The 26,228-nt window shown below is 33.9% G+C and carries 28 protein-coding genes; 12 read left to right on the top strand and 16 right to left on the bottom strand.

All coding sequences use genetic code 11. From position 1 onward, the window contains the following. The first annotated feature begins 1 nt into the window (after nt 1). The 7 genes from B0A67_RS23275 to B0A67_RS23245 all read left to right on the top strand — a co-directional run bounded on the left by B0A67_RS23275 (nt 2) and on the right by B0A67_RS23245 (nt 8,301). Nucleotides 2-1,687 carry an MBOAT family O-acyltransferase gene (locus B0A67_RS23275; protein ID WP_072964888.1) on the top strand — a complete coding sequence of 562 codons (1,686 nt, stop codon included), beginning with the start codon at nt 2-4 and terminating at the stop codon, nt 1,685-1,687. Between the two features lie 225 nt (nt 1,688-1,912). Next, on the top strand, nt 1,913-3,265 hold the full coding sequence (ffh, locus tag B0A67_RS23270; RefSeq protein ID WP_072964887.1) for a signal recognition particle protein: 1,353 nt from the start codon (nt 1,913-1,915) through the stop codon (nt 3,263-3,265). Between the two features lie 160 nt (nt 3,266-3,425). Then, nucleotides 3,426-4,310, top strand: coding sequence for a bifunctional 5,10-methylenetetrahydrofolate dehydrogenase/5,10-methenyltetrahydrofolate cyclohydrolase (locus tag B0A67_RS23265; protein ID WP_072964886.1), 885 nt, complete (start codon nt 3,426-3,428; stop codon nt 4,308-4,310). Nucleotides 4,311-4,726: 416 nt separating this feature from the next. Continuing rightward, nucleotides 4,727-5,341 carry a hypothetical protein gene (locus tag B0A67_RS23260; protein ID WP_072964885.1) on the top strand — a complete coding sequence of 205 codons (615 nt, stop codon included), beginning with the start codon at nt 4,727-4,729 and terminating at the stop codon, nt 5,339-5,341. Nucleotides 5,342-5,349: 8 nt separating this feature from the next. Beyond that, a complete protein-coding gene (locus B0A67_RS23255) occupies nt 5,350-5,640 on the top strand; it encodes a winged helix-turn-helix domain-containing protein (RefSeq protein ID WP_055093284.1) in 291 nt (96 codons plus the stop codon). Between the two features lie 140 nt (nt 5,641-5,780). After that, complete coding sequence (locus B0A67_RS23250) at nt 5,781-7,163, top strand: DUF4153 domain-containing protein (protein WP_072964884.1); 1,383 nt, start codon at nt 5,781-5,783, stop codon at nt 7,161-7,163. A 187-nt stretch (nt 7,164-7,350) separates the two neighbouring features. Continuing rightward, nucleotides 7,351-8,301: a magnesium transporter CorA family protein gene (locus B0A67_RS23245; RefSeq protein WP_242671012.1), complete on the top strand. Its 951-nt coding sequence runs from the start codon at nt 7,351-7,353 to the stop codon at nt 8,299-8,301. Nucleotides 8,302-8,368: 67 nt separating this feature from the next. Here the strand turns inward: B0A67_RS23245 and rluF are convergent, their stop codons facing one another. The 3 genes from rluF to B0A67_RS23230 form a co-directional block, all read right to left on the bottom strand. Further along, nucleotides 8,369-9,220: a 23S rRNA pseudouridine(2604) synthase RluF gene (rluF, locus tag B0A67_RS23240; RefSeq protein ID WP_072964883.1), complete on the bottom strand. Its 852-nt coding sequence runs from the start codon at nt 9,218-9,220 to the stop codon at nt 8,369-8,371. A gap of 145 nt (nt 9,221-9,365) precedes the next feature. Then, nucleotides 9,366-9,710 (bottom strand): antibiotic biosynthesis monooxygenase family protein, encoded by a 345-nt coding sequence (locus B0A67_RS23235; RefSeq protein ID WP_072964882.1) that lies wholly within the window; start codon nt 9,708-9,710, stop codon nt 9,366-9,368. A gap of 12 nt (nt 9,711-9,722) precedes the next feature. Beyond that, a complete protein-coding gene (locus tag B0A67_RS23230; RefSeq protein ID WP_072964881.1) occupies nt 9,723-10,874 on the bottom strand; it encodes a cytochrome P450 in 1,152 nt (383 codons plus the stop codon). Nucleotides 10,875-10,947: 73 nt separating this feature from the next. Between B0A67_RS23230 and B0A67_RS23225 the strand changes: the two genes are divergently transcribed. Next, a complete protein-coding gene (locus B0A67_RS23225) occupies nt 10,948-11,628 on the top strand; it encodes an ArsR/SmtB family transcription factor (RefSeq protein ID WP_072964880.1) in 681 nt (226 codons plus the stop codon). 49 nt (nt 11,629-11,677) lie between these two features. Here the strand turns inward: B0A67_RS23225 and B0A67_RS23220 are convergent, their stop codons facing one another. The 3 genes from B0A67_RS23220 to B0A67_RS23210 all read right to left on the bottom strand — a co-directional run bounded on the left by B0A67_RS23220 (nt 11,678) and on the right by B0A67_RS23210 (nt 14,608). Continuing rightward, on the bottom strand, nt 11,678-12,550 hold the full coding sequence (locus B0A67_RS23220; protein WP_072964879.1) for an alpha/beta fold hydrolase: 873 nt from the start codon (nt 12,548-12,550) through the stop codon (nt 11,678-11,680). A gap of 180 nt (nt 12,551-12,730) precedes the next feature. After that, the gene (locus B0A67_RS23215; RefSeq protein ID WP_072964878.1) at nt 12,731-13,510 is read right to left on the bottom strand and encodes a zinc ribbon domain-containing protein; all 780 of its coding nucleotides are present in this window, start codon (nt 13,508-13,510) and stop codon (nt 12,731-12,733) included. Nucleotides 13,511-13,513: 3 nt separating this feature from the next. Next, nucleotides 13,514-14,608, bottom strand: coding sequence for a Nif3-like dinuclear metal center hexameric protein (locus B0A67_RS23210; RefSeq protein WP_072964877.1), 1,095 nt, complete (start codon nt 14,606-14,608; stop codon nt 13,514-13,516). 203 nt (nt 14,609-14,811) lie between these two features. Between B0A67_RS23210 and B0A67_RS23205 the strand changes: the two genes are divergently transcribed. From B0A67_RS23205 to lpxK, 3 genes are read left to right on the top strand one after another with little or no spacing between them, the layout of a single operon-like run. Then, nucleotides 14,812-15,060 (top strand): DUF2683 family protein, encoded by a 249-nt coding sequence (locus B0A67_RS23205; protein WP_072964876.1) that lies wholly within the window; start codon nt 14,812-14,814, stop codon nt 15,058-15,060. Continuing rightward, nucleotides 15,036-15,317, top strand: a complete 282-nt coding sequence (locus tag B0A67_RS23200) for a Txe/YoeB family addiction module toxin (protein WP_072964875.1) — start codon at nt 15,036-15,038, stop codon at nt 15,315-15,317. The genes B0A67_RS23205 and B0A67_RS23200 overlap by 25 nt, the downstream gene beginning before the upstream one ends. Nucleotides 15,318-15,321: 4 nt before the next feature. Beyond that, nucleotides 15,322-16,344, top strand: a complete 1,023-nt coding sequence (gene lpxK / locus B0A67_RS23195) for a tetraacyldisaccharide 4'-kinase (protein ID WP_072964874.1) — start codon at nt 15,322-15,324, stop codon at nt 16,342-16,344. A 3-nt stretch (nt 16,345-16,347) separates the two neighbouring features. Here lpxK and B0A67_RS23190 read toward each other — a convergent pair whose 3' ends face one another. From B0A67_RS23190 to lipA, 3 genes are all read right to left on the bottom strand, one after another. Continuing rightward, a complete protein-coding gene (locus B0A67_RS23190) occupies nt 16,348-18,519 on the bottom strand; it encodes a tetratricopeptide repeat-containing hybrid sensor histidine kinase/response regulator (protein ID WP_072964873.1) in 2,172 nt (723 codons plus the stop codon). A 26-nt stretch (nt 18,520-18,545) separates the two neighbouring features. Continuing rightward, a complete protein-coding gene (gene gap, locus B0A67_RS23185; RefSeq protein WP_072964872.1) occupies nt 18,546-19,544 on the bottom strand; it encodes a type I glyceraldehyde-3-phosphate dehydrogenase in 999 nt (332 codons plus the stop codon). A gap of 78 nt (nt 19,545-19,622) precedes the next feature. Continuing rightward, on the bottom strand, nt 19,623-20,489 hold the full coding sequence (gene lipA / locus B0A67_RS23180) for a lipoyl synthase (RefSeq protein ID WP_072964871.1): 867 nt from the start codon (nt 20,487-20,489) through the stop codon (nt 19,623-19,625). 328 nt (nt 20,490-20,817) lie between these two features. Here lipA and B0A67_RS23175 point away from each other — a divergent pair, with 328 nt between their 5' ends. Then, nucleotides 20,818-21,699, top strand: a complete 882-nt coding sequence (locus B0A67_RS23175) for a M48 family metalloprotease (RefSeq protein WP_072964870.1) — start codon at nt 20,818-20,820, stop codon at nt 21,697-21,699. 67 nt (nt 21,700-21,766) lie between these two features. Here B0A67_RS23175 and B0A67_RS23170 read toward each other — a convergent pair whose 3' ends face one another. From B0A67_RS23170 to B0A67_RS23140, 7 genes are all read right to left on the bottom strand, one after another. After that, nucleotides 21,767-22,147 carry a PH domain-containing protein gene (locus B0A67_RS23170; protein WP_072964869.1) on the bottom strand — a complete coding sequence of 127 codons (381 nt, stop codon included), beginning with the start codon at nt 22,145-22,147 and terminating at the stop codon, nt 21,767-21,769. Between the two features lie 98 nt (nt 22,148-22,245). Continuing rightward, the gene (locus B0A67_RS23165; RefSeq protein WP_072964868.1) at nt 22,246-22,434 is read right to left on the bottom strand and encodes a hypothetical protein; all 189 of its coding nucleotides are present in this window, start codon (nt 22,432-22,434) and stop codon (nt 22,246-22,248) included. A 5-nt stretch (nt 22,435-22,439) separates the two neighbouring features. After that, complete coding sequence (locus tag B0A67_RS23160; RefSeq protein WP_072964867.1) at nt 22,440-23,258, bottom strand: energy transducer TonB; 819 nt, start codon at nt 23,256-23,258, stop codon at nt 22,440-22,442. Between the two features lie 155 nt (nt 23,259-23,413). Further along, a complete protein-coding gene (locus B0A67_RS23155; protein ID WP_072964866.1) occupies nt 23,414-23,965 on the bottom strand; it encodes an RNA polymerase sigma factor in 552 nt (183 codons plus the stop codon). Next, nucleotides 23,956-25,062, bottom strand: coding sequence for a glycosyltransferase (locus tag B0A67_RS23150; protein WP_072964865.1), 1,107 nt, complete (start codon nt 25,060-25,062; stop codon nt 23,956-23,958). The genes B0A67_RS23155 and B0A67_RS23150 overlap by 10 nt, the downstream gene beginning before the upstream one ends. Before the next feature lie 83 nt (nt 25,063-25,145). After that, on the bottom strand, nt 25,146-25,760 hold the full coding sequence (locus B0A67_RS23145; RefSeq protein WP_072964864.1) for an FMN-binding negative transcriptional regulator: 615 nt from the start codon (nt 25,758-25,760) through the stop codon (nt 25,146-25,148). A gap of 2 nt (nt 25,761-25,762) precedes the next feature. After that, nucleotides 25,763-26,221, bottom strand: coding sequence for a GNAT family N-acetyltransferase (locus tag B0A67_RS23140; RefSeq protein WP_072964863.1), 459 nt, complete (start codon nt 26,219-26,221; stop codon nt 25,763-25,765). Nucleotides 26,222-26,228: the final 7 nt, after the last annotated feature.

Raw genomic sequence — 26,228 nt, 5'->3', positions numbered from 1 at the left:
GTTGATTACAATTGATAGCATAAATAATTGGTTTGTTCAGAATTTTGGCGAAGTTACTTTAGAACAGGCAAAAAGTTGGTTTATATACAATCCTGAAGAAAAACTATTATTTAATACCGGTTTATTCTTAGGATTATTTCTTGTTTTTTATTTTGTGTATGCTTTTTTACGCAAAACATTTTATTTGCGATTAACATACGTTATTCTCTTTTCACTTTTCTTTTACTATAAGTCAAGCGGAATTTACTTTTTACTGTTATTACTCTCTTCAGTGGTCGATTATGGTTTAAGCCAGATCATTTACAGAGAAGCAAAAGACAGTCGGAAGAAAATTTACCTTGTTATAAGTGTCATCCTGAATTTGGGATTACTGGGTTATTTCAAGTATATGAATTTCATGATCGTAACATTCAATGATATGTTTCATGGTAATTACCAGCTTCATGATATTTTTCTGCCTGTCGGGATTTCGTTTTATACCTTTCAGTCGATGAGTTATATTATTGAGATTTATCGTGAAGAGATCAAGCCCACAAAAAACTACATCGAATATTTATTTTTCGTTTCATTTTTTCCACAGTTGGTTGCGGGACCAATTGTTAGGGCCAAAGATTTCTTGCCACAGATTTATCAAAAGTTAAACCTGACCAAGCAAGACGTAAACAATGCATTGTTTTTGATCATTGGCGGATTAATCAAGAAAACAGTAATTTCAAATTATATCTCCATAAACTTCGTTGATCGGGTTTTTGACACGCCAATGAACTATACGGCATTCGAAAATTTAATGGCGTCTTACGGATATGCCATTCAGATTTATTGTGATTTTTCAGGATATTCAGATATGGCAATCGGTATTGCATTGTTGTTAGGATTCAAATTACCGGCTAACTTTAGAACGCCATATAAATCAACTTCGATCACAGATTTCTGGAGAAGATGGCATATTTCGTTATCGACCTGGTTAAAAGATTTCTTATATATTTCTATTGGAGGAAACAGAGAAGGAACATTTGCAGGGTTTTTATTCCCAAGTTTATTCTTCTTCGGATTATTGCTTTGGGGGATTTCAAACGTAAATGAGAGTTTCATTCCGTTAGGTATTGCTTTTGGCGCAATTGTTCTTTTTAGTTTAACATTTTTACTTTCTAAAAAGAGACACCAAACCTTGGTAACGAATTTTAACTTGTTTACCACAATGCTTTTAGGTGGATTATGGCATGGGGCGGGAGCTCAGTTTATTGTTTGGGGAGCATTGCACGGATTAGCATTAGCAGTTCACAAGATGTTCATGGAATTTTTCCCTTCCAAAAAAGAAGGTAATGGTTCAAATTTCTTATGGACGTTTTTCTCGATCGTTATTACGTTTCATTTCGTTGTTTTCTGCTGGATCTTTTTCCGCGCCAGAGATTTCGAAACAGCTTTGCAGGTTATCAATAATATTGGTCAGCTGACTTTTGAGCCGGAGCAATGGCAAACAATTGTATCAGGATATAAAAATGTATTTTTATTAATGCTTTTTGGATACGTTTGGCACTTTTTACCGGAAGTGATCACATCAAAAATGAAATTTGTTTTCGATAAAACACCATTAATAGGAAAAGCAATTATCCTTGGTTTCGTTTATTGGATTGTTTACGCTACAGCTGTTGCAGGATCACAACCGTTTATTTATTTCCAATTTTAAAAAAAGGTTCAAAGGTTCATAGCCACAAAGGCACAAAGGCGCAAAGATTATTTTTTCTTTGTGCCTTTTTTATATTTTTTGCTCAAAGAAATTAAAAAAAAGCAAACTTTATGTCTTCGAGTCTTCGTGGCAAAACTAAACTTCGTGGCAGAAAATTGCAGTTAAATAAAAATTGCCTGAAATACCTAATTAGATTATCTTTGCACTTCAAATAAAGAAAAAATTATGTTTGATAATTTAAGTGATAAGTTAGATAAAGCCTTCCATATATTAAAAGGGCACGGTAAAATTACAGAAGTAAACGTAGCCGATACCTTAAAAGAAGTTCGTCGTGCGTTACTTGATGCCGATGTTAACTTTAAAATTGCTAAAGATTTTACCACCAAAGTAAAAGAAAAAGCGATAGGTCAGGACGTTTTGACAACACTGCAGCCTGGTCAATTATTGGTGAAGTTAGTAAAAGACGAACTAACAGAATTAATGGGTGGCGATGTTGCCGGAATTAACCTTTCAGGTAATCCAAGCATTATTTTAATGTCAGGACTTCAGGGGTCAGGTAAAACGACTTTCTCTGGTAAGCTTGCCAACTTTTTAAAAACGAAGAAAAATAAAAAACCACTTCTTGTAGCGTGTGATATCTACCGTCCTGCGGCGATCAATCAGTTGCATGTTGTTGGGGATCAAATAGGCGTTGAGGTATACTCAGAACCGGAAAATAAAAATCCTGTTGAGATTGCCCAAAACGCAATCAAACATGCTAAAGCAAACGGTTTCAATGTTGTAATTGTCGATACGGCTGGTCGTTTGGCAGTAGACAAAGAAATGATGGACGAAATTGCCCGTGTTCATAAAGCAATTGAGCCACAGGAAACGTTGTTTGTTGTAGATGCGATGACTGGACAAGATGCTGTAAACACAGCAAAAGCCTTCAATGATATCCTGAACTTTGATGGAGTTATCTTAACCAAATTAGATGGTGATACCCGTGGTGGAGCTGCAATTTCGATTAAAACGGTTGTAAACAAACCAATCAAATTTGTAGGTACAGGCGAGAAGATGGAAGCAATTGATGTTTTTTATCCGGATCGTATGGCCGAGCGTATCTTAGGTATGGGGGATGTTGTGTCTCTTGTAGAAAGAGCGCAAGAGCAATTTGACGAAGAAGAAGCCAGAAAACTTCAAAAGAAAATCGCTAAAAATGAATTCGGTTTTGATGACTTCCTGACTCAAATTCAACAAGTAAAGAAAATGGGTAACATGAAAGACTTAGTCGGAATGATACCTGGTGCTTCAAAAGCAATGAAAGATGTAGAAATAGAAGATGATGCTTTCAAACATATCGAAGCTATTATTCACTCGATGACACCAATCGAAAGAAGTAAACCGGCCATAATCGACGTAAAAAGAAAAGCCAGAATCGCTAAAGGTTCAGGAACCAAAGTCGAGCAAGTAAATCAGTTAATGAAGCAGTTCGACCAAATGAGCAAAATGATGAAGATGATGCAAGGTCCGGGCGGAAAAAACCTGATGAAAATGATGGGAGGCATGAAAGGAATGCCAGGCGGAATGCCGAGATAAAAAAAAATAAGAAAAAAGTTTCAAGTTTAAAGTTTCATGTTCGAGACTAAAACTTGAAACTTTTTTGATTAAAATAAATATAGTTTCGTTTTAAGGAGAAACCTGAAACTTGAAACCTGAAACTAAAAAATTAAATCTAAAACATTTTAACTACACAATAATGCAACTACTAGACGGTAAAAAAACAGCTGAAGACATCAAAAACGAAATTGCAGCCGAAGTTCAATCGATAAAAGATGCCGGAGGAAAAGTACCTCATTTGGCAGCCGTAATCGTTGGGACAAACGGAGCAAGTTTAACTTACGTAGGAAGTAAAGTAAAATCTTGCCAGCAAATTGGTTTTGATTCCACTTTAGTGAGTTTGCCTGAAACAATTACGGAAGCTGAATTACTGGATAAAATTAAAGAACTGAATGAAGATGACGATCTTGATGGTTTTATCGTTCAGTTGCCGTTACCAAAACATATCGACGAGCAAAAGATTTTAATGGCAATTGATCCTGATAAAGATGTTGATGGTTTTCATCCAACAAACTTTGGAAAAATGGCGTTAGAGATGGAAAGCTTTATTCCTGCGACACCATTTGGAATCATGCAATTACTGGAGCGTTACAAGGTAGAAACTGCCGGAAAACATACTGTAGTAATTGGAAGAAGCAACATCGTAGGCCGACCAATGAGTATTTTGATGAGCCGTAAAGGAACGCCTGGAGACTCTACAGTAACCTTAACCCACAGCAGAACTAAGAACTTATCCGAATTTACTAAAAATGCCGATATTATTATTACAGCATTAGGAGTTCCTGAATTCTTAAAAGGAGACATGGTCAAAGACGGAGTTGTAATCATAGACGTTGGAATTACCCGTGTAGACGATGCATCAAACTCAAAAGGTTATGTTATAAAAGGTGACGTTGATTTTGATCAAGTAAGTAAAAAAGCATCTTATATCACACCGGTTCCGGGTGGAGTAGGACCAATGACAATTGCAATGTTGCTTAAAAACACACTTTTAGCAAGAAAAATGCGAAGCGCCAAAAAATAATTCTTTTCAAATAAAATAAACAAAGCCTATTCTAAATCGAGTAGGCTTTGTTGTTTTATATACTTTGAGCGTGACCGTATTTACAAAAGGTGCTACTTAACATACCGCTTATGCGCGCCTTTCGCAAATAGGGTTGGGCTATCCACGCTACTTCGGTAGCTTATTGCTATCCCTCACGCAGCTTTGTGTTCATTCATGAAATCCCATACAAATTATAGATGTTTAGGGATTATCCAAATTTATAATAGAGTGCCAGCGGGACGATATATTTATAGATATCTATGAATTTTGTTTTTCAGAAACCTATCAGGGTGGTATATAAAAATTTACAATTCATTCGGTCTAATAAAAAAATCACCTTTTTTACTTGTCAATTCAAAATAATATATAACTTTGCAGTACAAAGTACTTTATTTATGAATCAGCAGCACCAAGAAGATTTAGCACACATTCGTTCCATGATGGAGCGCTCTTCAAGATTTATATCCTTAAGCGGACTCTCAGGCGTTTTTGCCGGTCTGTCAGCATTGATTGGTGGATTGTACGTTTATCAATTGTTCAAAGCAAACGGAATTGAATATTTTGGAGGAGAGCAAATTACCATTCCTTACAGTTTAGTATCACAATTGTTTTATACTGGTTTAGTCATTTTAGCTTTTGCTTTCATTTTTGGACTGACTTTTACCATCAGAAAGAGCAGGAAATACGATTTGCCAATCTGGACATCTGCGACTAAAAAAATGCTTTTTAATTTAGCCATTCCACTTTTGGCCGGAGGTATATTTTGTTTAGCACTTTTATACCATGAAATTTATGGTTTAGTAGCGCCTGCAACTTTAATATTCTATGGTTTAGCCCTTATAAACGCTGAAAAATATACTTTTTCAGATATTAAATACTTAGGGTTTTGTGAGTTAGGCTTAGGATTTATTTCTCTCTTTTTTATTGGATATGGTTTAGTTTTTTGGATCATTGGATTTGGTATTTTGCATATCTTGTACGGATTAATAATGTTCAAAAAATATAAATAATCCACGCAATGGGAATTATTGATAAACTAAATAAAGATTTTGAAAGCCGTGTCAGATTGGGTATTATGTCCGTTCTGATGGTCAATGAATGGGTTGATTTTACTGAGATGAAAAATCTTCTGAACATTACAGATGGTAATTTAGCCAGTCACTCTTCAGCGCTTGAAAAATCTGAATATATTGAAGTTAAAAAAGAGTTTGTAGGCAAAAAGCCCAAAACCTCTTATCAGGTAACTCCCAGGGGACGTGCGGCCTTTAAAGAACACCTTTCTTACCTTGAAAAATTAATGAAATCGTAATAACTATATTTTTTTATCTAAATACTTTGAAAAGCAAAGTACTTTTAAAAATTAAAACAATGAAATCGCCACTAAAAAAACAAAACCTATAAAAAAAAGGCGATAACATATTTGACCTCTAATAAATAAATTCAACAAATATGAAAAAACATCAAATCATTCTAGCTTGCAGTATAGTATTTACACTGCTTTTTTACAACGAGTCAATAGGAGTGAACCTCGCTATTTTCGGACTATTGTTAACCGGTTCAATCTGTTATTTCTTTCAGGATCGGTTTACTGACAGGTCACATCTGATCCTGGTCGTTACTTCGGTTTTATCTTGTCTGGCTTTTGCCTGGTACGGCGATTTTGTGTCCTTTCTGGCTTTGGCACTGTCAATTCTTTTTTTACAGTTTAAGACCCAGGATTCGAAGCTTAAAATAGTACAGGTTTTTCCGCTTGTATTTCTAAATGCCTTTGCTTCAATTGGCCGTATTTTTATGTTCAGCCAGTGGCTTCCGGAGAGAAAGATTCACAATAATTTTGCTAAAAAGCTGGTGGCCTATTTTATTATTCCCACTGTTTTTCTAATAGTATTTTTTACAGCCTATTCTTTCGGAAGTACTCATTTCTCATCTTTGCTGACAGATTATACTTTAGATATCGATATTGTCGAAGTTATCTTAATTGGCGTTTTAGGGTTTTATATTTCATTCAGTTTCTGGAATTACTGGGTACCCGAAGTTTGTTATGAAAAAAACGAATTATTAGACAATGATTTTAAGAATATAGCCGAAATTAAAAATCAAAGTACATTTTCGTTTTTAGATATTGACTTCGAGAGAAAAAGTGGTGAAATCACTTTAGTACTGCTAAACATTATGCTTTTAGTATTTATTGTAACCTACAATTACGAACAGTTTTTTGAAGTAATAGAAAAATCAAACTTAAGTGCCGATACACACGAAAGAGTCAATTCTGTAATTTTCTCAATAATAATGGCTGTTGGTGTAATCATGTTCTATTTCAAGGGCGGATTCAATTTTGATAAAAAAGCAGTCTGGCTTAAAAAACTGGCTAAAATCTGGATTGTCTTAAATGGACTTTTAATCGTAAGTACCATTATTAAAAACTCAGAGTATATTTCGGTTTTCGGATTAACGTACAAACGATTGGGAGTTTATGCTTTTCTGATCCTGGCCATTATAGGTTTGGTTTTTGTCTTTTTTAAAATCACAAAGCAAAAAACAAATGCTTATCTGGCCAACCAAATGGTCTGGTATTTTTATGGAACGGTTTTATTGTGCAGTTTTATAAATTGGGGAAATCTGATTACTACTTATAATATCGCAGTGAATAAATGTGTAGAGCCAATATTTTTGAGCGGTTTGAATTTTAATGATGAAGCCCGAAGAGCATATTTTTCAAAGCTTCATTTAGAAGGGCAAATAATTGAAATGAATAGAGAAGAACAAATTGATGAATATCAAAATAAAACTTTTTTATCAAAAGCGTTGTATTATGAATTTCTGAAGAAATAATAATAATTCTAAAAACCGTCTTACTCAATTGTTAAGACGGTTTTTTAATGTCTAATTATTGCTTTAAAGTTTTGGGTTTTAAAAATAAAGGATACTTTTGCAGCACTTTAAAAAACTACTTCTCCAATGGACGATTATTATTCGTTAGTATTAAATTAAAATAGCTTTTGAATCATCTCAAAATGCTATGATAAAACCCTGCAATTTTGAAATGAAAGCTTTTTACAATAACAACAACGGATTAATAGAGACAAAAGAATGGACTCCAAATTGCTGGATCAATATTGAATCTCCTTCAGCATCAGAAAAAAAATATTTACTTGAAGAACTTCAGATTCCGGAAGCTTTTTATAATGATATCGAAGATATCGATGAAAGACCCCGTATTGAAATAGAAGATGGCTGGGCGCTGATTATTATGCGTGTTCCTATAAAAAGTGACGATGTTAAACTGCCTTTTCAGACCATCCCGATGGGTTTAATTTTCAAAGGAGATGTTTGTGTTACGATCAGCTTTTACAGAACAGAAATTATTGCCGATTTTGTACAATACACCAAGCGAAAAAATATTCATATAAAAGACAACTTCGATCTGGTTTTAAGATTATTATTGTCATCTAGTGTTTGGTATTTAAAATACCTGAAGCAAATCAACCAAAAGATAAAACTGGCCGAAGATAATTTAGAGAAATCGATCAAAAATGAAGAATTGCAGGCACTTTTGCAAATAGAAAAATGTCTCGTGTTTTTTATTACTTCCCTAAAAGGAAACCATGTTTTGTTTCACCGAATTAAAAATTTAAAAGCCCACAGAGAACACTTCGATCCTGATTTGCTGGAAGATGTTGATATCGAATTAGGCCAGGCGCAGGACACGGCCAATATCTACAGCAATATCCTGACCGGAATGATGGACGCCTATGCTTCGGTAATTTCAAACAATATGAATAATATAATGAAGCAAATGACTTCGATCTCTATTATTTTAATGATTCCTACCTTAATTGCGAGTTTGTACGGAATGAATGTCCCGAATGGCTTAGAAGAAAGTAAATATGGTTTTTGGATTCTTCTTTTCGTCTCCGTTATTTTGTCTTCTGTTGGAGCATTTTTATTTAAAAGAAGAAGATGGTTCTGATTAATAAGATTTAAAAAGTATGTAAAAAAAATCCATTCGTTGCAACGAATGGATTTTTTTTATGAAATTAATAGTCTCCTTTTTTCTTAAATCTCGGATCATCCTTTGATATAAAATCCGTTCTTCGTTTTGGAACATCCTCTTTTGATAAAAAATCGGTTCTTCGTCTTGGAGCTTCTGGTTTTGGTAAACTCGCTTCTTCCGTTTTACTTGACGGTTCAATTAAATGATTTAACTCTTTGATTTCGTCATCTGTCAAATCGCGATAACGCCCAACCGGAACATCAAGCGAAATATTGATGATTCTGATACGTTTAAGCGCCGTTACGTCATAACCCAGATATTCCGTCATTCTACGAATTTGACGGTTTAAACCCTGTGTTAAAATGATTTTAAAAGTAAATTGACTAATTTGTTCGACTTTACATTTTTTAGTAACAGTATCTAAAATCGGAACACCATTTCCCATACGTTGTATAAAACGTTCCGTGATAGGTTTGTTTACCGTTACGGTATATTCTTTTTCGTGATTGTTTCTGGCGCGCAAAATCTTGTTTACGATATCGCCGTCATTAGTCATAAAAATTAATCCTTCACTCGCTTTGTCCAATCGCCCGATTGGGAAAATACGCTTAGGGTAATTGATATAATCCACAATATTATTTCGAACTTCCAGATTCGTTGTACATTCAATTCCAACAGGTTTGTTGAAAGCCAGGTAAACAAGTTTTTCGTGTTTCTCAACAATCAGTTTTCCGTCAATACGTACTTCGTCGTTTTGCGAAACTTTGGTTCCCATTTCCGGCACAATACCATTTATTGTTACGCGTCCTTCTTCAATAAGTTTATCGGCTTCACGGCGGGAACAGTATCCTGTTTCACCAATAAATTTATTCAGACGTTTTAAATTCTCTTCCATACTGCAAAAGTAAGCAAAATTTAGACTTCTTAGATTTTAGATCTTTAGATTGTTAGACTTCTTAGAATTTCAGATTTCAGATTTTAGATTTTCCTCAATCAAAAGAAAAACCTTTGCCCCTTTGAGTCTCCGCAGCTTTGAACCTTTATTTATGATAAGAAGTGCTATCTTCCGGAGTTTCCTTTCGTTCAAACATTCCATAATCACGAACAACAGTGGCAGTCCTTAAATGATAATCCTTAAAAACTTCATTTCTGCCTTTTGCCTGAGCGTGGCGATGCATTTCTAGATTGCGCCATTGCTGGATACTTGCTTCATCTTTCCAGAAAGATAATGACAAAACTTTATCGGGATTGCTAAAACTCTGAAAACGTTCTATCGATATAAATCCTTCGATATGATCTAATTCAGGTCGCAGACTTGCCGCGATATCCAGATATTCTTCTTTTTTCCCTTCATTAGGGATTACTTCAAAAATTACTGCTATCATATTTTTGTTTTATTATTGTGCCAAAATCCAGATACTTTTTGGTAATCTGGCGTTTATCATTGGTTCGTATTCTATATTATGGTCTAAAAGTGTAACCGTTTTATATTCATTAAATAAAAACCATAAAGCATCAGTCGTCAGGTTAATCGAAAAATATTTGGCCAGACATTGATGGCCGCCAACCCCGAAAGTCAAATTCTCATTATTATTAAAACGTTCTATATCAAAATTTGATTCGTTTTCGAATTTTTCAGAATCCCTATTGGCTGCAGCAAGAACGACGAATATTTTTTCGCCTTTTTTAATTATGGTTTCTCCTAAAGCAATATCTGCATTTGCAATTCGCCTTGTATTATGAATTGGCGGATCAAATCTCAAAGTTTCGATCACCGATTTTTCTATTGTTGTTCTATCAGCAAAAGTTTTGTGTTTGATAATCTGTAATAATGAATTACTCAAGATTCCGCGACCAGCATCATAACTCTGAATCAATAATCCGATTAAATTACTAATAGCTTTTATTTTTATTTCGCCAATCGAAAGAACTTCTGACTCGGATATTTTATTTAATAAAGGATTGTAGAAATCTAGTCGCGAAAGTTGTTTTTCTACCATAGAAAAGATCTCTTCAGCAATTTCATTGATCAATTTTACTTGTTCTTCTGTTTTATCCGGAAGCATTATTTTGACCAAAGTTTCAATTTTATCCAAAACAAATTCACAATCATTATCTGTAAAACCGAAACTTTTTAAAACAACTAAAACTGGTAGTTTTTTACAAACCGCATTTACCCAATCTATTTTATTTTCGATTAAATCATCCTTTATCAATTGAGAAATAATGGTATTGATAACTACAGATTTTAGGTTCGAAAACAGTAAACTGGCAATTTCACGATTTATCGTATGCTCAGTCCCATTTGACAATCTCGTAAGGTTAGTCAGAATGTCTAGAGCATGTTTGCTCAGTTGCTGTTCGTTATTCAGGTTTATAACCGGAATAAAAGCATTAGGATTTTTTAAAACTTCAATACAATATTCATAAGAATAAATTGCCCAGATTTTGTTCTCGTCATCCCAATGAATTGGGTTTTTATCCATCATAAATTTATATATCGAATAAGGATCCTGAACATGGGACAGAAGAAATAAAGTAGAGGTCATGTAGATTGTTTTTAGCAAAGTTATTTAACTTTACAGATCAATAGTTCATTCTATATTTAACTATGAAAATCTAATGGAAGATCAATTTATAAAAGCTGCAGGATTAATTGGTGATGCTACGCGTGCTGCCATCATGTGGACATTGCTGGACGGAAGGGCTTTTACAGCTACAGAACTTTCGATTGCTGTAAATACATCTCCTCAAAACATTAGTATGCATTTGGGAAAACTTCTTGAAGCGAATTTACTTAGTGTAGAAAAACAAGGCCGACATAAATATTATAGATTTTCGAGTAAAGAAGTAGCATATGTTGTTGAAGCAATGGCAAATCTTATTCCCAAGCCGGAGATTTCTTCAAAAAAGAAAATAGAGAATTACCCTCCCGTAAAATATTGCCGAACGTGTTACGATCATTTGGCCGGGAAAATAGGTGTGGCTTTAGCTGATAGCTTATTGGAACAAAAAATAATTATCGAAAAGAATAATACTTTCGAAATTAGTCCTGAAGGAGAAAAATGGTTCTCAGATTTTGGGGTTAATATCGGAGACGCCAAAAAACAAAAAAGAATATTCTTAAAACCTTGCCTCGACTGGAGTGAAAGAAGATATCATATCGCAGGTTCAGTAGGAACTTTGCTGTTGAATAAAATGCTGGAGCAAGACTGGATCAGAAGAACAAAAGATTCAAGGGCAATTATAATAACAGGAAAAGGAGAAAAAGAAATGTTGAAAAATTTTAAAATTGTTGTTTAAAATTTTAGATTTTTTTACAACCTAAAATAGTTGCCAAAAAATTAGTGTCTTAGCGACTTAGTGGCTTAGAACCTTCAGAAAACAAAAACTCAATTACCTTCTCATACAATTCATCGTCATGCATTCCGTGGCCTAAACCTTTAGTTTCGATAAACCGACTGTTTTTCCAATTACTCGCAATTTTTTGACCTTCCTGAAAAGAAACAATTTTATCTGAAGTATCATGCGCAATAAAGCCGTCAACATTAAACTCAGATGCAAATTTTTGCGCAGAGAAGTCGCTTATTTTAAAATTGAAACGACTAATAAATTTAGTTTCTAAAAGCGAAAACATCTTAGTGTTCAGACTCAGCATCGCAATATAATTGTCTATCAAAGTTTTTAAATCTGATGGCGCTCCAAGAATCACCATTTTATTAATACTGGTATTTGGGAATAAGTATTGATGATACACACAAGCTGCGCCACCAATAGAATGTCCGATAATAATTGAGGGTTGGTACTTTTCGACCGCTTTGTTTATAAATTCAGCATAAAGCGGAATATTGAATTCTTTACCGCTGCTTTGTCCGTGAGCCGGAGCATCAATAGCAATAATAGTACTTCCTGATTTCTGAAGATGAGGTAATGTTTTTTTCCAGCGTGCAGCATTACTTTCCCATCCGTGAACCAGCAGGATTTTAGTTTCGTTTCCTTTCCAGATATAAGTTTGAAAATGATGTTCGTTATGGTGAAACGTTTCCGTTTCTGTGTTTTTTAATATTTTGGGTAAGTTTTCTTTTTGCAATCTTCCAATTCGGGGTTGGCTAAAAAGAGCATAAGAAAGTTCGACAGCTTTTTGCGGACGCACATAACTTAAGATGTTAATGTATGATCCAACTGATTTTAGTGTAATGAAACGAATTCCTTTTTTAATTCCCAAAACTTATTTTTTTATAAAGATAAAAAATGTTTTGCCACAGATTAAAATGATTTTCACGGATTAGTAAAAAGTTTCGCCACGAATTTCACAGATTCACACTAATTAATTTGTACTAATTCGTGAAATTTGTGGCAAAAAAATACTTGTAAAAAAAAGTCCCGATAAAATCGGGACTCGTATTTAGAATTTAGAGAACAATTGTTCCATTTTTTCTTTTTCTTCTTCAGCTAGTGCGCTGTCAACTAAAATTCTTCCAGAGTGCTCATCAGTAATGATTTTCTTTCTGGAAGCGATTTCGACCTGAGTCTGTGGCGGAATAGTGAAGAATGACCCTGCAGACGCACCTCTTTCGATAGATACAACAGCCAAACCATTACGAACACTAGTTCTGATTCTTGTATAAGCAGCTAATAATCTTTCTTCAATCTGAGCAGAAAACTCAGCTGATTTCTCAGATAAGAAGATTTCTTCTTTTTGAGTTTCAGCCATAATAGCATCCAATTCAGATTTTTTATGTTTTAAGTGCGAACTTTTAGCGTCAAGTTTTTCTTTTAAATTAGAAGTAACTTCTTTTTTATGTTCGATAGAAGCTTTCATTTCTTTGATTTGCTTTTCAGCCAATTGAATTTCTAATTCCTGAAATTCAACCTCTTTAGTCAAAGAATTAAATTCTCTGTTATTACGAACTGATTCTTGTTGTTTTGTGTATTTTTTGATAACCTCTTTGTGCTCATCAATCGCGTTTTTCTTCGATTTGATAAGATCTTCAATAACCTCAAGTTCACTTTTCAGTTTTTCTGAACGCGTGCTTAACCCTGCAACTTCATCTTCAAGATCTTCCACTTCTAAAGGAAGTTCACCTCTCACGTTTCTGATTTCGTCAATTCTAGAGTCAATAAGCTGTAAATCGTATATTGCTCTTAACTTGTCCTCAACACTTAATTCTTTCGTATTCGCCATATTCTATAAGTACTTAACTGGATTTGTATTTTCTTCTGATAAAATGATGGCAAAATTAAGGATTTTTTTTCGAAGATAATCAACAATATAGTTTTTTGTATAGCGTTCGCTCTCAAAATGACCAATATCGGCTAAAAGAAGTCGGTTTTCTGCTTCGTAAAATTGATGGTATTTTAAATCAGCAGTCAAAAAAGCATCGGCTCCGGCCATAATTGCATTTTTTATGGCAAAACTTCCAGAACCGCCTAAAACGGCAACTTTCTTGATTTTTTTTCCTAAAAAAGAAGAATGGCGAATTCCGTCAGCGATCATTTTTTCTTTTACAAAAAGCAGAAAATCTTTTTCGTCCATATCAGTTTCAAATTCACCAATCATTCCCAGTCCGATATTCTGATGTGAATTCTCAAGATTATAAACCTCATAAGCGACTTCTTCGTAAATATGATTTGTAAAAAGTGCTTTCAGGATTTTAGACTGTAAATGTTTTTCAAAGATAACTTCGATTTTTATTTCGGTTCCGGTATGTAATTTTCCTCTCTCTCCAATTACAGGATTACTGTCTTCGTTTCCCTGAAAAGTAAAAAAGCCTTCGGTATTAAAACTGCAGTTGTCATAATTCCCAATCGTTCCGGCCCCAGCTTCAAACATAGCATTTCGAACTTTATCAGAGTTATCCGGAGTGGTATAAGTAACTAATTTTTGAATAAAATTCTGTTTCGGAATCAAAACCTTTGTATTGGTTAAGCCTAAAGCATCGCAAAATATTTTATTAACGCCTGCAGAATGATTGTCCAGCGCGGTGTGAACGGCATAAATGGCGATGTCGTTTTTAATTGCTTTTAGAATTGCCCGCTCCACATAATTTTTGCCTGTAATTTTTTTAATTCCGGAGAATAAAATCGGGTGAAAACAAACTACCAGATTGCAGTTTTTACTGATGGCTTCTTCAATTACATTTTCCAAAGCATCGTGACAAACTAAAACTCCGGTACTTTCGGTTTCAGCATCGCCAACTAAAAGTCCAACATTGTCAAAATCTTCGGCGTAAGCCAAAGGTGCCATTTCTTCGAGAACCGTTAATATTTCTTTGATCTTCATTGTTTTTTGTTTCAGGTTTCAGGTTTAATTTGTTTCAGGTTTTATATAGAAACTTGAAACTTAAGACCTGAAACAAATTAACGAATAAACCTGTCAATTTTAAAATATTTAAATAATATTGTTTGTGTAAATTGGCAATACGAGTAATACTGATAATACGAGTAATACTAATTTTGTATCTTTGTGTTTCAAAATCTAAAGTTATGACTACAATAAAAATTAACGAGCAAACGAAGACAGGAAAAGCATTTATGGCGATGTTTGAAGCTTTTTTTAAAGGTGTCGAAGGTATTGAGATCGTTGAGCCAGTTTATGGACAGGTTAATGAAGAGCCAAGTATTTATAGCTCTGAATTTATTGAAAAAGTAAAAAAAGCAGAAGAAAATATTAAAAATGGCGAGACTACAACGCTAGATCCAAATGATATATGGGGAAGTTTAGGGTTGAAGTAACTAAAAGTGCAAATCAGGATATTGAAAAACATAAAAAATCAGGAAATAAAATTTCTATTAAAAATATTGTTAAAATTTTAATAGATCTTACTGATAATCCATATGAAGGTTTTGGAAATCCTGAGCCTTTAAAATATGAATATTCAGGATTCTGGTCAAGAAAAATTAATCAAAAAGATCGGTTGATTTATCGTGTAGATGATGAAGTTGTAACCGTTTTTGTAATCTCTGCAATGGGACATTATTCCGATAAATAACTTTATGAAATTACTTCGAATACTACTTTTCCCGTTTGCTATTTTATACGGATTCATTACCTCAATCAGAAATTTTCTTTTTGATAAAGGAATACTGAAATCAACATCATTTGACATTCCGGTTATTGCTGTTGGAAATCTGAGTGTTGGCGGAACCGGCAAAACACCTCAAATAGAATATTTAATCAGGTTATTATCGGATCGCTATAAAGTGGCGACTCTAAGCCGTGGTTATAAACGAAAGTCTGAAGGTTTTGTTTTGGCCAGTGCTACTTCAAATGCTGAGATTGTGGGTGATGAGCCTTTTCAGTTTTATCAAAAATTTCCTAATATTCAGGTAGCAGTTGATGCCGACAGAACAAACGGAATTATACAATTGCTTTCGCAAAACGAAAAACCTCAGGTTGTTTTATTGGATGATGCCTATCAACACCGAAAAGTAAAAGCAGGTTTTTATATTTTATTAAGTTCTTATGATGATCTGTATGCCGACGATTTTATGTTGCCAACAGGAAATTTGCGTGAAAGCAGAAGTGGGGCAAACAGAGCAAATATTATTATAGTTACAAAATGTCCAAAGGATTTATCCAGTGAAGAACAAGAACAAATCCGCCTGAAGTTAAAACTTACCTGTTCGCAGCAAATCTATTTTACTTATATCGATTATGATGATTTTATATATAGTAAAGAGGGTAAAATTGCTGTGAATGAAATAAAAAATGAATCGAAATTGCTTCTGGCAGGAATTGCAAAACCAACGCCGTTTTTTGATTATTTGAAAAATGAAAATGACGAATGCCTGACTTTTCCGGATCACCATCATTTTTCTGATGCAGATTTAGAAACGATTCTGAATAAAGCACAAAACAAAAAGATTATTACAACAGAGAAAGATTACGTGCGTTTGAAGGATTCAAAATTGATTTCGCACTTGTATTATTTACCAATAAAAAGTACGTTTATCAACCATCAGCAAAATTTTGATGCGACAGTTTTAGAGTATATAAAAGGACAATCAGAATCTTAAGACCTAATCAAAAAATTTGGCAATTGTACTATAAAATTCGTCCGGAACAAATGGTTTTGTAATTACATCGTTCATTCCGTAAGACAAAAGCATATCTCTGTTTTCGTCAAGCGAAATAGCTGTTAATGCAATTATAGGAGTGGTTTTGTCAAACTCCCTGATTAGCTTTGTCGCAGTTGTCCCGTTGATTCCGGGTAAGTGAACATCCATTAAAATCATATCAAAGCGTTTTATTTTCAAAAGCTCAACAGCATCTTCGCCATTATCGATGATCTCGCAGGAAATTGCCTTGTTCTCAAGCATTTTTCGGGTAATCATTTGATTGATTTTATTGTCTTCAATCAATAAAATAGATTTATGCTTTAGTTGATTGTCGTTGTATGGTTTTTTTTCTTCCACTGTTTCAAGAGGTTCTTTGTTAATTTTAAAATCTAATTTAAAGGTAAAAGTAGAGCCTTTACCCACTTCACTTTTTAGTTTTATTTCCCCGCCTAAAAGTTCAATTAGTTTCTTTACAATTGTAAGCCCCAGACCGGTTCCGCCATATTTTCGATTTACTTCTATTGATCCTTGCGAAAAGCTTTCAAAAACAGTTTGTAGTTTGTCTTCGGGTATGCCGATTCCTGTATCTACAATTTCAAAATAAACCGTAGCATTCTCTTCTGTTATAGCATATAGTTTTGCAATTACATTTACATTTCCGTTCTGTGTAAATTTTAATGCATTATTAATCAAATTAAGGATGATCTGCGATATTTTAGTGGGATCTCCAATTAAGTTATCCGGAATAGCTTTGTCTATTTCAAGGTTGAAATAATTTTTATTGGCTGTCGCTAGTTCTTTTAATGAACTTTGAATGTTGAATAATAACTCTTTAAGGTTAAATGTAATGTTCTCTATTTCGACTTTAGTTGAGTCTATTTTATTGATTTCAAGAATCTCATTGATAAAAGTAGTCAGATAGTTTCCCGAGAATTTTAACGATTCTAAATATTTTAATTGTGTCTTCTTAGGATTGTCTTCGAGCAATAAATGTGTGATTCCGTTAATGGCGTTTAATGGTGTACGAAGTTCGTGGCTTACAGTAGATAGAAATTCTGATCTGGCTTTTGATGCTTTTTCAGCTTTGTTTTTGGCTAAAATAAGTTCTTTGTTTTTTTCTCTTAAAAGTAAATTATTTTGATTTCGGATAATATTATTTTTATACAATGCCAGACTCAAAAGGGATAAAATCGAAATAAGGGCGATCGCCAGAATGCTCACCAACTTTGAGTAACGATACGTTTTTAATTGAATTTTTTCTTCGCTTTCCCGTTTAATTGTGTTGTTTAAGGATTGATTCTTTTTGAATTTTTGAAATTCATTAAAATCCAGTTTGGCATTTTTTAATTTCAGGATATAATTTTCGATCTGATAATGTTCGTCTAAGTAAGAGTAGGCGAGATCAAAATTTTTATTTTGTTTGTAGTATTTGCTTATCGCTAAAATAATTTTTGACTTTTGCTTCAGATCATTGTTTTTATTGCTGTAGTCCAAAGCGTTGTCAAAATAAATGATCGCAGAATCATTTCGTTTGAGCTGCGTCTCAATTAATCCAAGTTGATAGTAAGAATTGGTTTTTGTTTTTGAAAGCGAAGGATTATCCGGTTTCTTTGTGATTTCGAGGAAAGTTTTGGCGGCTAATGGTAAATCTTTATTGGTTTTTAAAGCAATTGCTTTCTGGTAATTAAGAACCTGAGCCTGATCAACGATTTTTAATTCCTTAAGAAGGTCATCTGCTTTTTTATAATAAATCTCAGCAGTTTTATAATCGCCTTTAGCCGTATTGGTTGTGCCTATATAATGCAAGGCTAGTACTTTTGTGCAAGTAGGTTTTAAAGTACTGAATAAGGAAATACTTTTATGGAAGCTTTTTAGGGCTTCTTCATATTTTTTCTGATTGTAGTAAATCTTGCCCAGTTTGAAAGTCTGATTGGCTAAACTTTCAGATTCATGATTTGCTTCACAAAAATGGATTGATTTTTTAGTGTAAAAAACTGCCTGATCGTACTTTTTATTGTTAAGATTGCTTTTGACTAACTTGTTGTAATAGATGACACTATCCGTATTCTTTTTAGTTTGAGAATACAAAAATGAATTAAAAAAACAAAAAAGAATAAAATAATGGTATTTCATGTATTGCAATGCTTTTACAATGAATCTTATGTTTTTCTTATAAGCAAAATCAAATCAATTAATCTTGATGAATAGCCAATTTCATTATCGTACCAACCCACAACTTTTACCATTTTGTCAATAACGGAGGTTAATTGCGCGTCAAATAAACACGAATGTGTATTGCCAATTACATCAACAGAAACAATAGGATCTTCTGTATAATCTAATATTCCTTTTAAATTTGTTTTTGAGGCTTCTTGAAATGCTTTATTTATTTCTTCAATAGTAACAGCACGTTTTACATTAAACGTGATATCTGTCAATGAACCATCAGGAACAGGAACGCGAATTCCGCAACCCCCGATTTTTTGATGCAATTTAGGAAAAATTTTTGTTAATGCCTTAGCTGCACCTGTAGTTGTTGGAACAATTGACTGACTTGCGCCTCTGGCACGTCGCAAGTCCTTATGTGGCTGGTCGTGAAGGCTTTGGTCTGTCGTGTAAGAATGAATCGTTGTGATGTATGCTTGCTCAATTCCGCACAATTCATCGATGATTTTTATCATCGGAGCAGCATTATTTGTCGTGCAGCTTGCATTTGAAACGATGTTTTCGCTTCCGTCCAGAATATTTTCGTTAACGCCTAAAACGACTGTTTTGATCGTATCGACTTCTGATGGTGCTGAAAGAATTACTTTTTTTGCTCCGGCTTCAAGATGGGCATTAAGTTCTTCGTGCGTTTTATATTTTCCTGTTGATTCTATTACGAAATCAATATTATGGCTTTTCCAGTCTAGTTTTGAAATGCTTTTTTCATGAAAAAACAGATAATGTTTCTCGTTTACAATTATTCCTTTTTCGTCATGGCTAACAATAAAAGGTAAAACACCGTGAATACTGTCGTATTTTATCAAATGCGCCATGGTTTTATTATCGGCAATGTCGTTGATGGCAACGACTTCAATGTCAGGATGGTTTAAAAGTAAACGGAATAAATTTCTACCAATCCTTCCGAAACCGTTAATAGCAATTCTTGTTTTCAAGTGCTTTATTTATTTGTTTAAATTGTTCAATCGTTTATTTGTTTNNAAACAAATAAACGATTGAACGAATAACCTTTTTTATAAAATATGTTTTTGTGCTTTGTATGAAGAACGAACCAATGGTCCGCTTTCAACATGACGGAAACCTAGTTCAAGACCAAATTGCTCATATTTAGCAAATTGATCCGGCGTGATGAATTCTTTTACCGGTAAATGTTTTTTACTTGGCTGTAAATATTGCCCAATAGTAACAACATCAACATTTGCATTGCGTAAATCTGTCATTGTCTGAAAAACTTCTTCTTCCGTTTCTCCAAGACCTAACATAATTCCGGATTTGGTTCTGTTGATCCCTTTTTCTTTCAGGTAGCGTAAAACTTCTAAACTACGATCGTATTTAGCCTGAATACGTACTTCACGGGTCAAACGGCGAACTGTTTCAACATTATGCGATACGACTTCAGGATTGGCTTCTACAATTCGGTCCAGGTTTCTTTCGATTCCCTGAAAATCAGGAATTAGAGTTTCAAGAGTAGTATTCGGGTTCATTCTTCGGATTGCCTTTACGGTTTCAATCCAGATAATAGATCCGCCGTCTTTCAAATCATCTCTGTCAACACTTGTAATTACAGCGTGTTTGATGTTCATGATTTTTATAGAGCGCGCTACTTTTTCAGGTTCGTCCCAATCTACCGTTTCAGGTCTTCCGGTTTTTACACCGCAAAATCCGCACGAACGTGTACAAACATTTCCTAAAATCATAAATGTAGCCGTTCCTTCGCCCCAACATTCACCCATATTTGGGCAACTTCCTGAGGTGCAAATGGTGTTCAGGCTATATTTATCAACCAAACCACGAAGTTCAGTGTATTTTTGTCCAATTGGAAGTTTAACTTTTAACCATTTTGGTTTTCCGGTTGGTATATTTTCAATGACTGTTTCCATATATCAAAATTCAAAGTACAAAGATAAGGAATGTAGTTTATTTGGTCATTCGTTTACCATTTAATTTGGTATTCATCTCTGAGGAGTTTTTAAAATCTTTTTTGATGATAATCTTTCTGATGTGTTAAATTACTGTTTTTAAATCACAGAGTTGTCTTAAGTCGCTGTTTTTTATTTGTTTAATTCAATAAGTTTGATAATTATGATATTAAACTGATTTTTACTCGCTTAATATTTATACCTTTATTTGTTAAAAAACGAATTTAATTGAAATAGAAATATATAAACATTGTAATACATTTGTTGTTAAATTGTAATAATATAAAACATGAAAAAGAAATTTATTGTATTGGGAGTTTTGTTTGCCACTTTTGGTTTTACTAAAATGAATGCGCAGATTAATTTTGGCGATAAAGCTATTGGAGCTGTTCAAAAAGGTGTAACTGGTTTTACATTTAGTAATGCTGATGCAGCTGCTTTATCTAAAGCTGCTGTTGATAAAATGGATGCTGAGCACGAAGTTGCAGCTGCAACAGATCCGTACGCTATAAGATTAAACAGGGTATTTGGAAAATATACTGCTGGTGATGGATATACTTTAAATTATAAAGTTTATAAATTAAAAGAGGTAAATGCTTTTGCTACTGCTGATGGAAGTGTTCGTGTGTATTCCGGATTAATGGATATCATGGATGATAATGAGTTACTGGCAGTAATTGGTCACGAAATTGGTCACGTTGCGAACAACGATTCAAGAGATGCTATAAAAGCGGCTTATAAAAAAGAAGCCTTAATGGATGCGGCGGCTTCGCAATCGACAAAACTTGCAGCAGTTACAGATAGTCAATTAGGAAAAATTGGAAGTTCTATTATCGACAGCAAATTTAGCCGTAAACAAGAGGCTGAAGCGGATTTGTATTCCTATAATTTCCTGAAAAAGAATGGTTATAATGTGAATGCCGAAGAATCTGCTTTTAGAATTCTGGCTAAAATGAGTGAAGGAACTGAAGCTTCTTTTATTGATCAGATGATGAGTTCGCATCCTGATTCAAAACAAAGAGCAGAAGATGCTAAGAAAAGAGCAGAAAAAGATGGTTTGTACAAGCCTTATGTGCAACAAAAAATTGTAAATACTGCTCCGGTTGCTGCTAAAACTACAACAGCCAAAAAAGCAACAACTACGAAAAAAACAACTACTAAGAAGAAATAATAATTTCTTGTAGAAAAATAAAACCCGATACGTTTCTTAGAAATTTATCGGGCTTTTTATTTTAAGATTAACCTAAAACGTGAAAAGCCAATACTTTTTGTACGTCGTACACATTTACAGATTTGTTGAATTGCTTAACAATACTTGGGTTTAATTCGCTCGAAACCCAAATTTTTAATTCGGCATCAAGATCAAAAGTTCCGGCAGTTTCTACGCTGAAACGAGTAATGCTTTTGTATGCAATTGATTTGTATTCGGTTTTGCTTCCGGTTATTCCTTGTACATCAACCAGGATAAGTCTTTTATTCGTAAAGATAAAAGTATCGCGGATTAGTTTAAAACCCATTTCAATTTCTTCGTTATCAGTTAAAAGTTGTCCGTATTTTTTAAGTAGATCTTCCTGACTTACTGAACCAGCGTTGCCTAGAATAGCTGAAAATATTCCCATTTTTAAGTTTTTAGTTTTAGTAGATTTGATTTCCCTTTTAAGGTGCAGTAAAAGTAATTAAAATAAAAAATAATATCGATTTTCTAACCATTAAGAGATTAAGAAAAATTGAGATTGCTTTCCTGAAAAATAAATGAATCAAAGCCAAGAGAGTCAGGTTCAAAACAAAAAAAGGGAGCTTTGTGGCTTTGCGCGATTAATCGATGTTGTAAAAATTTTTTTTCTTTATCTCTTTGTAGTTCAATTAAAAGCATAAAAAAAGCAGAACCTAAATTCTGCTTTTTCATTTTTATTATTGTGCTTCCGTTTTTATTGTAATCGGAAGGTTATATGCAGTTCTAACTGGTTTTCCGTCTAATACTCCTGGAATCCATTTTGTTTTTAATGATTTTAAAACTCTGATCGCTTCTTTTCCAAGTCCGTAACCAGGATCGTTTTTTACCATAATATCAGTAATAGAACCGTCTCTTTCGATCACGAACGAAACATACACTTTTAATGTTCTGTCTGCATCCAGTTCCGGTCTGTTAAAATTATTACCCACATACGTATAAAACTTAGCCATTCCTCCAGGGAATTCAGGTAATTTGTCTAAAAGTGCCGGAATTACTGGTTCGTTGGTAACAGGAACAACTTCTACACCGCCTCCGCCTCCGGTTGTTGGTATTGCATTAGTCAGCATTCCTGTTCCCGTATTAGCATTGTCAACAGCTGGTGAATTATCAGTATTGGCAGCGATAACAGTTGTAGTGGCGTCAGCTGCTGAGCTTACAACCGGACGTGATAACTGTGTACTGGCAGATGCTGCTGCAGCTTGTTGTGGAGGAGCAACAGCTTCTTCTGTTTTTGGAACAATAGGTTGGGGCTTATAAGGCGTCACAATCATCGGTCCGGGATCTACCGGTATTGTTTCCACAGGGTCTACTGTCCTGAATTTGTTGATTAACATTGATGCACTTCCTAAAGCTGCTAATAATAGCAAACCCATAAATAGAGCGGTAACGGTAGTTTTTGAATTTTCCTGGCGTAATTGATACGCCCCGTACTCTTTGTTTTTGTTTTCGAAAACAAGATTGGTCCAGCTTGCTTCGTAGATACTTGATTTAGACATAGTTTATGGATTTTAAGGTTAAGTAACATTTAAATCATAAGCGGTAAGGTTTTGGGTTTGACTACAACAGGATTATTGTAGTTTTAGTGTGTGGATAATTTATCTTTTTAAGAATAAAGTGAATAATATGTTATTCTTTACCTAAAGATAGTAAATTATCTGTTACGTTCGATAATTTCAGCTAATAATTTTTTAGCGCGAAGTAGTTTTACTTTTACGTTGCTTAAAGGTTCGTCAATTTTAAGCGCGATTTCGTGATAGCTCATTTCCTGGAAATAGCGTAACTGGATTACTTCCTGATAATGAGGTTTTAATTCTTTGATGCATTGAAGTAAGCGTGAGAGATTTTGCTCTTTTATCAAAGCATCTTCGGCAGACGGAGTAGGGTCTGCAATATTGTAAGCCTGCTGGTCTTCGGAATCTGTGATTTCTATAAAAAGATTGGTTTTCTTTTTACGCAATAAATCAATATATACGTTTTTTGCAATCGCAATTAGCCAGGTGTTGAATTGAAATTCAGGGTTGTAAGAGGCGATTTTGTCAAAAGCTTTAGAGAAAGTTTCAATGGTAATATCTTCGGCAGTAGTTTCGTTTTCGGTACGCTTTAACATAAAGCCATACACTTCATTCCAAAAATAATCTAATAAAAAAGTAAAGGCGATTTGATCGCCCTTTTTTGCTTTTTCTATTTTAGAGTTTATTTCCAATATACAGGTTTTGAAAAGATATTAGTTATAAAGATATTAATTTGCGTGAATATAAGCGCTATCTCTACAATAGGAAACCAAATTTTAAGGTCATTTTCTTTTAATTTTCCTGCTGAAAACCCAATTACTGTCCACGCTACAGTATAACGTGTTGCTAAAATAGCCAGTACAGCAATCCATTGAAATTGAAATGCCAGTAAGAGAATCACTAATATGAAGAAAAATAATTGTGAAATAAAAAATAAACCTAACTGTATTTTATCGAAAGACTTATAATACTGTGTAGTAGAAACACGTCTTCTTTTTTGCTGGAACCATTCTTTGTAGGTTTCTTTTGGTTTAGAATAGGTGAAACTTTCCGGTGTATATGCTATTGTTGTGTTGTTTTTGTTTGCTGCCTGATTGATAAACAAATCATCATCGCCTGAACGAACCTGAATGTGCTCAATAAATCCATTTACATTAAAGAATTCCTCTTTTTTATAGGCCAGATTTCGCCCGACTCCCATATATGGAAAACCTAATTTTGTCCAGGAAAAATATTGTACAGCTGTAAAAACAGTTTCGAAACGAATAATTTTATTCAATAAAGAGCGTTCTATTTTTTCGTATCCGCCATATCCTAACACAATTGTTTTGTTCATTGTGAATTGAGAAGTCATTGAAGTAATCCATTCTTTTGAAGTTGGATAACAATTGGCATCTGTAAATAATAGATATTCTTTCTTTGAAGCTTTGATTCCTAATGTTAAAGCGTATTTTTTATTGCCCCAGAAAGCTTCATTGTTTTTTACTTTTACAAGACGAACGTTTGGGTATTGTTGTTCGAATTCTTCAAAAACTTCTAAGGTTTCATCGCTTGAAGCATCATCAATTAAAACAATTTCAAAATCAGGATAGTTTTGTTCGGCTAATAGCGGAATATACTTTTTTACGTTTTCTTCTTCGTTTTTCGCACAGACGATTACTGAAACCGGAATTCTTTTAGGAGTGATGTTTTGAGGTTTAATAAACGCAAATTTTCCAAAAACACCCAGATAATAAGAAAGTTGTACGACAACAATAGCAATAAAAAAGTAAAAAATGAATGTAAGCATCTGATTTTAATGTCTTTTAATTTCTGAATCTTGCGAGTGCAAATGTACTTATGAATTACTAAATTTCAATGGCTAAAGCCGATTTACTTTCGGCATTTCGACATTTCTTTCGCAACGGCAATAGCCTGAGGGTTTTCGGTCTTTTCTAATTCCGAAATTATGTTTTTATAATTATGGTCGTCCCGGTTTTGCGATAGCTTTTTTGTAGCCTGAATTTCGTCAATTTCAATTTCAAAACCAAAAATTCCTCTGGCTTCACGCATTGTTTTTGTAGATAAATCTTCGACCCGAACAGGGTTTGCTGAATTGACTTCGTATTTATCAACTAATTTTTTAAGTTGCTCTATTGAAGTTGCTTCGTCAACAATCTTGATTCGTCCGTAAACATGTACGGCTATGTAATTCCAGGTAGGTACATTTTCGTGATTGTACCAGGAAGACGAGATATAAGTATGCGGGCCGGTAAAAACAGCCAATACCTGATCGTTTTCTGCAAAACCTTCTGCTTGCGGATTCAGTTTTGAAAGATGTCCCTGGAGTATTTCTTTACCTTCACCATTAATTTCAAGTTCTATCGGAATATGAGTGGCGCATAATTTTCCGTGAGTCTGATTGATCAGAATTCCAAAACTGTTTTCTTTCAGGAAAGTTCTGATCAATTCCGGATCTTCTTCTTTGTATATTTTTGGAGTATACATTTTTATGAATTTTGGTTTAATGATTTTCCCAGGCAAATAGCTTCGGGACGATCTTTATATTTTCCGTAATTTGGAATTATTTTATAACCTTGTTTTTGGTAAAACGCAATTGCACTTTCGTTTTTTACTCGTGTTTCTAAAACCAGATCCGTATAACCCAGCGTTATGGCTTTATCCTCCAGAAATTTTAAGATCGTCGTTCCGATTTTCTTTCCCGGATATTTAGAATACATTCTTTTTACTTCCCCAATATTTTGATCAATGGGTCTAATGGCACCGCAACCTGCAATTTCATTGTTAAGTTCTGCAATAACAAACACGAATTTTGAATTGTCGTTTTGCCAGTCCTGAAAAGAATTCTTTCCGTCGCTTCCAAAACGAAGATAAAGATTTTTAGATAATTCTTCAGTGATTGCTAAAACTTTTTCATCATTTGGATCAGCCGTTTTTATGGAAAGCATTTCTTTG

Origin of the sequence: Flavobacterium aquidurense (assembly GCF_002217195.1) — a bacterium.
Lineage (GTDB): Bacteria > Bacteroidota > Bacteroidia > Flavobacteriales > Flavobacteriaceae > Flavobacterium > Flavobacterium frigidimaris.
The sequence above is the reverse complement of the archived record's forward strand: the minus strand, read 5'-3'. Positions and strand labels throughout refer to the sequence as shown.